Genomic DNA, 11,851 nt, shown 5'->3' with positions numbered 1-11,851 from the left:
CGCTCCTTCGAGGAGGAAACGAACCCATGAGTGGAAAGATCGCCGTCGTCACCGGCGCTGGCAGCGGCATCGGCCGCGCCTCGGCGCTGGCCCTGCTGAAAAACGGCTACAAGGTCGCGCTGGCGGGCCGCCGCAAGGCCGCGCTGGACGAAACGGCTTCGATGGCCGGCAACAATGCGCCGAATGCGCTGGCCGTGCCGACCGACGTCACGAAGCGCGACGACATCGTCGCGCTGTTCGCCAAGGTGAAGGCGACCTGGGGCCGGCTCGACCTGGTGTTCAACAATGCCGGCGGCGGGGCCCCGCCCGTGCCGCTGGAGGAACTGCCCTACGAGACCTGGCTGAACGTCGTGGCGGCGAACCTGACCGGTCCGTTCCTGTGCACGCAGGAAGCCATCAAGATCATGAAGGACCAGACGCCGCGCGGCGGCCGCATCATCAACAATGGCTCGATCTCGGCGCACGCGCCGCGGCCCTTCTCGGTGGCCTACACCTCGACCAAGCACGCGATCACCGGCCTCACCAAGTCGACGTCGCTCGACGGCCGCGCCTATGACATCGCCTGCGGCCAGATCGACATCGGCAACGCCGTGTCGCCGATGACCGACCGCATGACCAAGGGCGTACTGCAGCCCAACGGCACGACCATGGCCGAGCCGCGCATGGACGTATCGGCCGTGGCCAACGCCATCCTCTACATGGACAGCCTGCCGCTCGACGCCAACGTGCAGTTCATGACCGTGATGGCGACGAAGATGCCGTTTGTGGGGAGAGGTTAGCGCGTCCGCGCGCTAGCCTCAGTACCCTTCGTCCTGGAGGTTGAGCAGCGGGAAGGCGCTGTGCACGCCGGTCAGGTTGGTCGGCATGCTCTTCGCGATGTAGCTCTTGTCCAGCTGCGACAGCGAGGTCACGCCCAGGAGGCCCATCACCTCCTTCATCTCTTCCTCGAGCAACTCGATCACGCGCTCGATGCCGGCCGCGCCGGCAGCGGCGAGGCCGTAGCAATAGAGACGGCCGAGGCCGACCCAGTCGGCGCCCATGCAGATCGCCTTCACGATGTCGCTGCCGCGGCTGAAGCTGCCGTCGACGGCCACCTTGGCGCGACCGGCAACCGCCTCGACGATCTCCGGCAGCACCTCGGCCGAGCCGCGCCCATGGTCGAGCTGACGGCCGCCATGGTTGGAGCAGTAGACCGCCCAGACTCCGTTCTGGCAGGCCAGCTCGGCATCCTCGCCGGTGCCGATTCCCTTCAGCATGAACTTCACGTTGGGGAACTTCTCGCGCACGGCGATGAAGTTCTTCCAGGAGAAAGCCGCCTGATGGTCCTGTCCGGTCGCCGATGACCGCCACGACTTCACGAAGCGCTTGGCGATGTCGCGTTCGCGCCGGCTGTACACCTGGGTATCGACGGTGATGCAGAAGGCATCGTAGCCCGCATCCATCGCCTGCTTCACCCGATCCGCGACCCAGGCATCGTCGCCACGCACATAGAGCTGGTAGATCTTCGGGCCCGCGCCGCCCTTCACGATGTCCTCGAGCTTGAGCGTGGTCACCGAACTGATCAGCATCGCCACGTTACCCGCGCCCGCACCCTGCGCGACGGTGATGCCGCCGCCGGGCTCGAAGGATTCCAGCGATCCCACGGGTGCCAGCATCACCGGCAGGCGGATCTTGCGGCCTAGGATTTCGGAGGACGGATCGATCTTCGACACATCACGCAGCACGCGAGGCTTGAAGGCGATCATGTCGAGCGCCAGCCTGTTGCGGCGCAGCGTGGTTTCAGTCTCGGTGCCGCCGATCAAATAATCCCAGATATTCGGATTGAGCCTGATTTTCGCCGCTTTTACGATCTCGTGTAGCGTTACGAAGTCGCTCTCAAGGCCGCTCGTCATCGTTCCCTCGAATCGTTCAATTTCGATGGTTTTCTTGCGCGTCTCCTGCGTCACGTCAACGTGGCGTCACAGGGAGCAGCCAGCATTGACGGTGGCACTTCTGGACGATTTTATCGCCATCGGGCATTCGCCCGGCGGAACCTGCAGGAACGACTTATTTTCCGTCGGCAATCGGTGAAGGACTTGAGATGAAGAGACGCGTTCTGACGGCTGCACTGGTCTTGGGATGGATAGCGGGGCCCGCCTTCGCCGCCGACCCCGTGCCCGCCCTCAAGGAAACGCCGATGTTCGGCGACCAGGTGAAGTCCGGCACCCTGCCGCCCGTAGGCAAGCGCGTGCCCGAGCAGCCCTGGGTCGTGAAGCATTTCGCCGGCGGCGACGGTCCCGGCCAGCAGGGCGGCCAGCTCAACATGCTGGTGGCCAGTGCGCGCGATACGCGCCTGATGACGATCTTCAGCTACACCCGCCTCATCGTCTACGACGACAAGTTCAAGCTGCACCCCGACATCCTCGAGAGCTACGAGGAGAAGGAGGGCCGCGAGTTCACGTTCAAGCTGCGCGCCGGACACAAATGGTCCGACGGCCATCCCTTCACGACCGAGGATTTCCGCTTCTTCTGGGAAGACGTCGCCAACAACAAGGATCTCTCCTCAGGCGGCCCGAATGTCGAGCTGCTGGTCGACGGACAGCTGCCCAAGGTCGAGATCATCGACCCGCTCACCATCAAATACACCTGGGACAAGCCCAACCCTTACTTCATCGAGAGCCAGGCGCGCGCCGCCCCCCTCTTCCTCTTCCGGCCCGCGCACTACCTGAAGAAATTCCACGCCAAGTACACGCCGGAAGCCGAGATCCTGAAATCCGCCCGGGGCGGTCAGCAGAGCTGGGTGTCGATCTATCGCCGCCTGGACGTGATGTATGCCAACGACAACATCGACCTGCCGACGCTGAACCCTTGGGTCGGCACGACCGCGTCACCGGCCCAGCGCTTCGTCTACCTGCGCAATCCCTACTATCACCGCATCGACGAGAAGGGGCAGCAACTCCCTTACGTCGACAGGGTGATCTTCACGGTGGCGGCCGCCAACCTGGTGCCGGCCAAGGCTGGCCTCGGCGAGGCCGACCTGCAGCCGCGCTATCTCAACATGCGCGACTACACCTTCCTGCAGAAGAGCGCGCAGACCTCGGGCATGAACGTGCGCTTGTGGGAGGCGGGCTCGGGCTCGCAGCTCGCTCTCTATCCCAACCTCAACGCCAACGACGCGGAATGGCGCAAACTCATGCGCGACGTGCGCTTCCGTCGGGCGCTCTCGCTGGCGATCGACCGCGAGGAACTGAACCAGGTCGTCTATATCGGGCTGGCCAAGCCGTCGAACAACACGATCATGGAGCGCTCGGAGCTGTTCAAGCCCGAGTACGCAACCAAGTGGGCACAGTACGATCCCAAGCTCGCCAACAAGCTGCTGGACGAAATCGGCCTCACGAAGAAGGACAGCCAAGGCATCCGCCTGCTGCCCGACGGCCGTCCAGCAACGATCGTCGTCGAGCATGCGAGCGAGGAGACCGAGGACAACGACGCGCTCGCGCTGATCGCGGACAACTGGAAGAAGATCGGCATCAAGATGCTGACCAAGCCGCAGACCCGCGACAACTTCCGGCTCCGCACCTCGTCGGGTGAAGCCATCATGACGGCTTTCGCGGGCGCGGTGACGGCGGTTCCGACACCCAATACCAGCCCCAAGGAGTTCGCGCCGACCATGCTGGGCGGCCTTCAATGGGCCCGCTGGGGCATGTTCGTCGAGTCCAAGGGCAAGCAGGGCGAGAAGTGCGACCTGGAATCTGCCTGCAAGCTGCTCGACTACGTGAAGGAATGGGAGACGGGCGTGACCGAGGAGGACCGCCGCAAGGCCTGGGACAAGATTCTCGCCACCAATGCCGACGAGGTCTTTTCCATTGGCACGGTCAACGGCGTCCGCCAGCCGATCGTGGTCGGCCCGAAGGTCCGCAACGTCCCGAAGGAAGGCTACTACGCCTGGGATCCGGGCGGTTATATCGGCCTCTACCAGCCGGACACCTTCTGGATCGCGCAGTAGCGATCATTCCCGAAACGAAAGGCCCCTCTTCGGAGGGGCCTTAATCTTGCTACCACGTATCGATGTTCGGCCGCTTCTTGTGGCTGTGCGGTGGCCGCGGTCTGGCTTCCAGCAGAGCCGTCGCGATCCAGCGCCGCGAATCTGCGGGATCGATCACCTCATCTACCTCGAAGTAGGTGGCGGTGCTCAGTGCCTTGCCGCGCGCGTAGGCGGCCGAGACCATCTTGTCGAACAGCGCGCGGCGTTCGTTCGGATCGCTCACCGCCTCGAGCTCCTTGCGGAAACCGAGCTTCACGGCGCCTTCGAGACCCATGCCGCCGAACTCGCCGGTCGGCCAGGAGAGCGCGAAGACCGGTGCGTGGAAGGAACCGCCCGCCATCGCCTGCGCCCCCAGCCCATAGGCCTTGCGCAGCACGATGGTGCCGAACGGCACGGTGAGGTTGGCACCGGTCACGAACAGCCGCGAGCAATGGCGCACCAGCGCGGTCTTCTCGATCTCCGGCCCGACCATCATGCCCGGCGTGTCGCACAGGAACAGGATCGGGATGTCGAAGGCGTCGCAGAGCTGCAGGAAGCGCGCGGCCTTGTCCGAGCCGTCGCTGTCGATGGCGCCCGCCAGATGGACCGGATTGTTCGCAACGATACCGAGCGACTTGCCCTCGATGCGGCCGAACGCCGTCACCATGCCCGGCCCGAAGGCGCGACGAACTTCCAGCACGGAATCCTCGTCACAGAGCGTGGCGATCACGTCGCGCACGTCGTAGACGCGCAGCCGATTCTCCGGGATAGCCCGCCGCAGCAGGCGCTGGTCGGCCGCGCGCCACTCCGGCAGCGCGCCCTGGAAGTAGGAGAGATATTTCTTGGCGACGGTGACCGCTTCCGCTTCGTCCTCGACCGCGATGTCGACCACGCCGTTGGGCACCTGCACGTTCATCGGCCCGACTTCCTCGGGCGAGAAGACGCCGAGATTGCCGCCTTCGATCATCGCTGGCCCGCCCATGCCGATCGACGAGTTCTTCGTCGCGATCACGACGTCGCAGCAGCCCAGGATCGCGGCATTGCCGGCAAAACAGCGGCCGGAGTTGATGCCAATCAGCGGCGCCACGCCGCTCAGACGTCCGAAGATATGGAAGGCCATGGTGTTGAGGCCGGCCACCGACTGCACGTCGATGTCGCCCGGCCGGCCGCCGCCACCCTCGGTGAAGAAGACGAGCGGTATGCGCTGCTTCTCCACGATCTCGAAAAGCCGATCCTTCTTGTGGTGATTGTTCTTGCCCTGGGTGCCGGCCAGCACCGTGTAGTCGTAATGCGCGACCGCGACCCGGCTGCGCTCCGGTCCGAACAGCGAACCGTTGACCCGGCCGATGCCGGTGATCAGCCCGTCGGCCGGCGTCTTCTCGATCAGGTCCTCGACCGTGCGGCGCGTGCGCTGGCTGGCGATCGCGAAGGCGCCATACTCGACGAAGCTGTTGGGATCGACGAGATCTTCGAGATTCTCGCGGGCCGTCCGCTGGTTGGTCCTGCGCCGCCGCGCCACGGATTCAGGCCGTTTCTCGTCGAGCGTCAGGGCGCGGCGTTCGAAATACTCCGCGAGATCGGGCCGGATATGGTCGAGGTCGATCGCCTCCTCGACCGCCGTTCCCTTCACTTCGACATCGGCCTCTTCGACGAACAGCAGCGAATGGCCCTCATAGACTGTCTCGCCGGCCTCGACCGCGATGCGCCGCACATAGCCGCGCACGGGACTGCGGATCTCGTGCTGCATCTTCATCGCGTCCATGACCAGCAGCGCCTGGCCTGCTGCCACCGCTTCGCCTTCCGTCACCGACAGGCTCACGATGGTGCCCTGCATCGGCGCCGGTACGGCCGCCGTCCCTTCCGGCGCGTCGGTCGTCATGCCGGGTGAAGCCGTCTCGGACTTCGCCTTGCCGAAGGCCAGGACCGCAAGCGGATCGACGCTGTCGACCCGCGCACCGGCCTGCCGTGCCGAGGAGCCAGCCGGAGCCGCCGCCGCCTCGAAATAGAGACCGGTTTTCAGCTTGCCTGCCGCCTCGATCAACGAGGCGGCCTGCTCGTCGACGAAACGCGTATGGACCTTGTCGGCGCGGAATTCCGGATGCGCGATCAGGGCGCGCAGGAACGCGATGTTCGACGGAGCGCCCTCCAGCCGGAACGCCGCCAGCGCCCGCTCGGCCCGTTGCAACGCGCCGGCGAAATCGGCCGACTGCACGATCACCTTGGCCAGCAGCGAATCGAAGTTCGGATTGGTGCGATAGCCCGCATAGCCATAGGTATCGACACGAATGCCCGGCCCTGACGGCGGCTCAAAGGATGAGAGCGTGCCGCCGCCCGGCCTGGCCGAGCCGTCGGCTGTCATGGTTTCCATGTTCACGCGGAGCTGGATGGCATAGCCCCGCGGCGAGGCCTTCTTGATGCCCGTGTCGTCGAGTGATGTTCCGCCCGCCAGACGCAGCTGCGTCTTCACCAGATCGACGCCCCACACTTCCTCGGTGACGGTATGCTCGACCTGAAGGCGCGGATTGGCCTCGATGAAGCAGAAGAAGTCCGGCGACGCATCGTCGACCAGGAACTCGAAAGTACCGAGGCTGCGATAGGCCACGTCGCGGGCCATCGTCACCGCCGCGTCGACGATCTTGCGGCGCATCGCCTCCGGCAGATTGGGGCTGGGCGCCAGTTCCACGATCTTCTGGCTGCGGCGCTGGATCGTGCATTCGCGTTCGCCGAGCGAGGCGATGCCTCCGTTGCCGTCGCCGACGATCTGGACCTCGATGTGTCGCGCCCGGGCGATCAGCCGCTCCGCATAGAGCGCGCCATTGCCGAATGCGGCCTTCGCTTCTGCCGACGCGCGCGCGAAAGCTTCGTCGATTTCGCTTTCCTGCGTCACGATGCGCATGCCGCGCCCGCCACCGCCCGCGATCGCCTTGATGACGATACCGCTGCCGCGATGCTCGTCGAAGAAGGCCTTCACGCCCGCCACGTCGACCGCACCGTCGGTCCCCGGCAGGACCGGCACGGTGCACTTGATCGCCTGGGCGCGGGCACGCGCCTTGTCGCCGAACAGGTCGAGCTGCTCGGGCGTCGGGCCGACGAAGACCAGCCCGGCTTCGCTACAGGCTTTCGCGAAGGCCGCGTTCTCGGAGAGAAAGCCGTAGCCCGGATGCACGGCGTCGCAGCCCGCGTCCCTGGCAGCCGCGATCACGCCGTCGATGTCGAGATAGGCGGCAGCGCCGCGCCCCTTGAGCGATCGCACTTCGTCGACGCGGCGGACATGCAGCGACGTCGCGTCGTCCTCCGAATGGACGCCCACGGTTGCGATGCCGAGTTCGGCGGCGGCTTGGGCGATGCGGATGGCGATCTCGCCGCGGTTGGCGATCAGGAGTTTCTTGAGCATGTCAGCGTGGGGTAGAACCCCCTCCATGTCGAAAAGGCTGCTCATTGTGGCGCACGCCCCGTCGGAGAACACTCTCTCCCTGCGCGAGGCCGTGGAACGCGGCGCGCGCAGCGAAACGGGGATCGACGTCCGGGTGATCGCGCCGCTACAGGCCGGCCCGGACGACGTGCTGGCCGCCCAGGCCGTGATCCTCGGCACCACCGAGAATCTGGGTTACATGAGCGGCGCCCTGAAGGATTTCTTCGACCGCAGCTACAATGCCTGCCTGGAGAAGACCCAGGGGATGCCCTGCGCCCTTTACATCCGGGCCGGCAGCGACGGCACCGGCACGCGCCGTGGCGTCGAGACGATCCTGACCGGCCTGCGCTGGCGGGCCGTCCAGGAGCCCCTGATTTGCAAGGGCCCCTGGCAACCCGCCTTCGTCGACCAGTGCGAGGAGCTGGGTGCCGCCATGGCGGCCGGCCTGGCCGCCGGAATCTTCTGACCTACTGGCACCGAATCACTGCGCCGTGTAGCCGCCGTCGACGACGAGGCCGGAGCCGGTCATGAAGCCCGCATCGTCCGACGCCAGGAACACGATGCCCTTGGCGATGTCCTCGGCGACGCCCAGCCGGCCGATCGGATGCATGCCGAGCGAGGTCTTGCGCGTGGCCTCGGTGTCGTTGGAGCCGAGCGCCCGGGCCCGCATCGCGAAGGTCTGCTGGCCCATGTCGGTGTCGATGACCCCGGGATGGATCGAGTTGACGCGGATGCGATAGCCCTTGCGGCCGAACTCCAGCGCCGTGGACTTGGTGAAGAGCGTCACGCCTCCCTTGGTCAGCGAATAGAGCGGATCGAGTTGAGAGCCGACGAGTCCAGCGACGGAAGCAAGGTTGACGATCGCCGATCCGTGCGCGCTCGCAGCGCCGCGTTCCTTGAGGTGCGGGAGCGCAATCTTCGTCCCCAGCACCACGCCGGTCAGATTGACGGCGACGAGCTTGTGCCATTCGTCCATCGAGGCTTCCTCGACGCCCTTGCCGACGAAGATGCCGGCGTTGTTCACCAGGATGTCGAGGCCGCCGAACTTCTTCACCGTCGCGTCGAGGGCGGCGGCCCAGCTCGCCTCCTGCGTCACGTCGAGCGGCACGAACAGCGCCCGGCCGCCCGCGGCCTCGATCTCCTTCGCCGTCTGCCGCCCGCGTTCCTCGAGCACGTCGCCGATCGCCACCTTGGCCCCGACGCTCGCCATCAACTTTGCCGCCTCTCCGCCAATGCCGCGCGCGGCGCCGGAGAGAAATGCCACCTTGCCGTCAAGCCTGTTCATTCGTTTCCTCCTCATGGGTCGCGTGTTGCGCCCGTGCTGTTTGCAGCTATGCTGCCTGTCAGAACAAGGAAAGAAAACTACTAGGGAGGGCCGCCAGGCATGCGCCAGGGACGGCTTGTCGCGACGGGTGCGATGCTGGCCTTTTGCCTGTTCGCGCTCTGGCAATCATTGTTGCTGTCGCTGACCGATCGCCTGGGCCCCGGCCCGGGCTTCTTTCCGTTCTGGCTGGCGCTGATCGGCATCGTCCTTTCGCTTGCCCTGCTCGTGTCGATCTGGCGCGAGCCGCGACCGGCCACCGATTCATCGACCGAAGAGGTCCGCATCCTTCCCCATGGCTGGGGCGCATTACGCTGCTTTGCGATCATAGGATTGCTGGCAGCCGTCACGATCGCCATGGAACTCGCGGGCTTTCGCCTCGCCATGCTGGTCTTCAACGCCGCCCTGGTGATCGCGCTGGGCGAGCGCCGCTGGTGGCTCATCGCCCTCTTCGCCGCGCTCGGCAGCTTCGGCGTCTATTACGTCTTCACCACGTGGCTGGACGTTCTCCTGCCGACCGGCCAGTTCGGGGTATAGATGCATGGAAGCCCTCGGCCACCTGCTCCAGGGCTTCGCGGCGGCGCTGACACCGGGCTATCTCCTCTACGCCTTCGTCGGCTGCATGCTGGGCACCTTGATCGGCGTGCTGCCCGGCCTAGGGCCGGCGGCGGGCACGGCGATCCTGATTCCGCTCACCTTCAGCCTCGACGCCACCGGCGCCATCATCATGCTGTGCGCCATCTACTATGGCGCCATGTACGGCGGCACCATCACCTCCGTGCTGATCAACGTGCCGGGCGAGGCCGCCTCGGTCGTGACCTGTATCGACGGCCACCAGATGGCGAAGCAGGGCCGTGCCGGCTCCGCGCTCGGCATCGCCGCGATCGGCTCCTTCGTCGGCGGCACCCTGGCCACCGTGGCGCTGGTCGCCGTCGCCATGCCGCTCGCCTCGCTGGCGCTGAAGTTCGGGCCGGCGGAGTTCTTCGCGCTCATGGTGGCCGGGCTCTGCCTGGTCGTCGGCCTGGCCGGCAACAACATGCTGGCCGCCCTTCTCATGACGGTGATCGGGCTCCTGTTCGCGATGATCGGCGTCGATCCGGTGCGCGGCGCCCCGCGCTTCACCTTCGGCGTCGAGGAACTCTACGACGGCATCGGCTTCGTGCCGGTCGTCATGGGCCTGTTCGGCGTCGCCGAGCTGCTGCTGGCCGCCGAGAAACGCCAGACCCACATGGTCGAGGCCGAACTCAAGAGCTGGATGCCAACAGGAGCGGAGTGCCGCCAGTCGGTGGGCGCGATCGGCCGCGGCACGGTCGTGGGTTTCGTGCTGGGCCTCATCCCCGGCGTCGGCGCGATCGTGCCGACCTTCATGGCCTATGTCCTGGAGAAGCGGGTCTCCAAGACGCCCGAGCGCTTTGGCAAGGGCGCGATCGAGGGCGTGGCCTCGGCGGAGACCGCCAACAATGCCTATGCCAACGCCTCCATGGTGCCGCTGCTGGCGCTCGGCATTCCCAGCTCGCCCACCATCGCGGTGCTGATGGGCGCCTTCATCGTGAACGGCATCACGCCGGGGCCCTTCCTGTTCAAGGAGCAGCCGGCGCTGGTGTGGACGGTGATTGCCAGCTTCTTCGTCGGCAACGCGCTGCTGCTGATCCTCAACCTGCCGCTGGTCGGCCTGTGGGCCAAGCTGCTGAAGATCCCGTTCAGCTACATGTGCGCGGGCGTGCTGATCTTCTGCGTGATCGGCGCCTACGGTCTCAAGCAAAGCCTGTTCGACGTCTGGGTCATGCTGGGCTTCGGCATCCTGGGCTACCTGCTGCGCAAGCTCGACTTCCCGATCGCACCGGCGATCCTGGCGCTGATCCTGGGCCCGATGATGGAGAAGTCGCTGCGAACGACGCTCGAGATCTCGGGCGGCAGCTTCGCCATCTTCCTCGACCGTCCGGTCGCCCTCGCCCTGCTCGCCATTCCGGTGATCGTGATCGCCTTCCTGCTGTTCAAGCCGCGCTCGCTGGCGCCCCTCAGGGAGAGCGACATCGAGTAACGCCCGTTCCAGTCGTCAAACAAAGGGAGGACAAAATGCTCATTCGTCGCCGCACCCTGCTCGCCGCCACGGCCGCCACCGCGGTGGCCGGCCCCGCCCTCGCACAGAACTATCCGCGCCGCGCCGTCCAGCTGATCGTCGCCTTTCCCGCGGGCGGCAGTACCGATGTCGGCGCCCGCATCCTCGCGGCGGCCGCCGAAAAGGACCTCGGCCAGACGATCACCGTGGTCAACAAGGCCGGCGCCGGCGGCCAGATCGGCTTCACGGAGGTCGCCCGTGCCCGCCCCGACGGCTACACGCTCGGTTTCCTCAACCTGCCGGGGGTCAACACCATCATGCTCGATCCCGAGCGCAAGGCCGCATTCAACGTCGACAGCTTCATTCCGATCATCAATCAGGTTCTCGATCCCGGCCTGATCTGGGTGAAAGGCGACAGCCCCTACAAGACGCTGGCCGACCTGACGGAGGCTGCCCGCAAGGCGCCCGGCAAGATCAGCGCCTGCACCACCGGCATTCTCAGCGACGATCACCTCGCCATCCTGATGGTCCAGGAGGCCGCCAAGTGCGAGTTCCGCATCGTCCATTTCGACGGCGGGGCGCAGCAGATCACCGGCGTGCTCGGCGGCCATGTCGACTGCGCCTTCGACAATGTCGGCGGCGTCTTCAAGCGGGTCCAGTCCGGCGAGGTGCGCGGCCTCGCGGTCACCGACGTCGAGCGCTCGAAGTTCCTGCCCAACGTGCCCTGCACCAAGGAGCTGGGCATGCCCACGGTCATCTCCTCCTCGACGCGCGGCGTCGGCGCGCCCAAGGGCACGTCGGCCGACGTCGTGAAGGTGATCGAGACCGCCTTCCTGAAGGCGATCAAGTCGCCCGAGATGCTGCAGAAGATGGACGCGGTCGGGCTTGCGTTGAAGCCGATGGTCGGCGCGGAATATGCGAAGTACTACGCCGACACGCAGGCACAGGCGAAGAAGTATACGGAATGGGCTCTCAAACAACGTTAACGTTGTTTGAGAGTGGTGGGCGGCAGCGCCTTCATAGGCGCGAGAGCCCACACGGCGCAGAATGAATATG

General features: G+C 65.9%; 9 protein-coding genes. 6 read left to right on the top strand and 3 right to left on the bottom strand.

The window, feature by feature from the left end:
• The first annotated feature begins 26 nt into the window (after positions 1–26).
• Complete coding sequence (locus EPO41_RS09320; RefSeq protein WP_296323693.1) at positions 27–779, top strand: SDR family oxidoreductase; 753 nt, start codon at positions 27–29, stop codon at positions 777–779.
• 18 nt (positions 780–797) lie between these two features.
• Here EPO41_RS09320 and EPO41_RS09315 read toward each other — a convergent pair whose 3' ends face one another.
• A complete protein-coding gene (locus EPO41_RS09315; protein WP_296323690.1) occupies positions 798–1,892 on the bottom strand; it encodes an alpha-hydroxy acid oxidase in 1,095 nt (364 codons plus the stop codon).
• 188 nt (positions 1,893–2,080) lie between these two features.
• Between EPO41_RS09315 and EPO41_RS09310 the strand changes: the two genes are divergently transcribed.
• Entirely contained in the window at positions 2,081–3,985 is a 1,905-nt protein-coding gene (locus tag EPO41_RS09310; protein ID WP_296323687.1) for an ABC transporter substrate-binding protein, read from the top strand.
• Between the two features lie 49 nt (positions 3,986–4,034).
• Here EPO41_RS09310 and EPO41_RS09305 read toward each other — a convergent pair whose 3' ends face one another.
• On the bottom strand, positions 4,035–7,397 hold the full coding sequence (locus tag EPO41_RS09305; protein WP_296323684.1) for a carboxyl transferase domain-containing protein: 3,363 nt from the start codon (positions 7,395–7,397) through the stop codon (positions 4,035–4,037).
• Between the two features lie 25 nt (positions 7,398–7,422).
• Between EPO41_RS09305 and EPO41_RS09300 the strand changes: the two genes are divergently transcribed.
• Positions 7,423–7,881, top strand: coding sequence for a flavodoxin family protein (locus tag EPO41_RS09300; RefSeq protein ID WP_296323683.1), 459 nt, complete (start codon positions 7,423–7,425; stop codon positions 7,879–7,881).
• Positions 7,882–7,896: 15 nt separating this feature from the next.
• On the opposite strand, the gene EPO41_RS09295 is transcribed toward EPO41_RS09300, so the two are convergent.
• The gene (locus EPO41_RS09295) at positions 7,897–8,700 is read right to left on the bottom strand and encodes a glucose 1-dehydrogenase (protein ID WP_296323680.1); all 804 of its coding nucleotides are present in this window, start codon (positions 8,698–8,700) and stop codon (positions 7,897–7,899) included.
• A 99-nt stretch (positions 8,701–8,799) separates the two neighbouring features.
• On the opposite strand from EPO41_RS09295, the gene EPO41_RS09290 reads away from it, so the two are divergent.
• Genes EPO41_RS09290 through EPO41_RS09280 form a run of 3 tightly spaced genes read left to right on the top strand, consistent with a single transcriptional unit; the run spans position 8,800 to position 11,781 of the window.
• Positions 8,800–9,273 carry a tripartite tricarboxylate transporter TctB family protein gene (locus tag EPO41_RS09290; protein WP_296323677.1) on the top strand — a complete coding sequence of 158 codons (474 nt, stop codon included), beginning with the start codon at positions 8,800–8,802 and terminating at the stop codon, positions 9,271–9,273.
• Between the two features lie 4 nt (positions 9,274–9,277).
• Entirely contained in the window at positions 9,278–10,777 is a 1,500-nt protein-coding gene (locus EPO41_RS09285; protein ID WP_296323674.1) for a tripartite tricarboxylate transporter permease, read from the top strand.
• A gap of 35 nt (positions 10,778–10,812) precedes the next feature.
• A complete protein-coding gene (locus tag EPO41_RS09280) occupies positions 10,813–11,781 on the top strand; it encodes a tripartite tricarboxylate transporter substrate binding protein (RefSeq protein ID WP_296323671.1) in 969 nt (322 codons plus the stop codon).
• Positions 11,782–11,851 lie beyond the last annotated feature (70 nt).

It is taken from the genome of Reyranella sp. (genome assembly GCF_004297265.1).
GTDB lineage: Bacteria > Pseudomonadota > Alphaproteobacteria > Reyranellales > Reyranellaceae > Reyranella.
The sequence above is the reverse complement of the archived record's forward strand: the minus strand, read 5'-3'. Positions and strand labels throughout refer to the sequence as shown.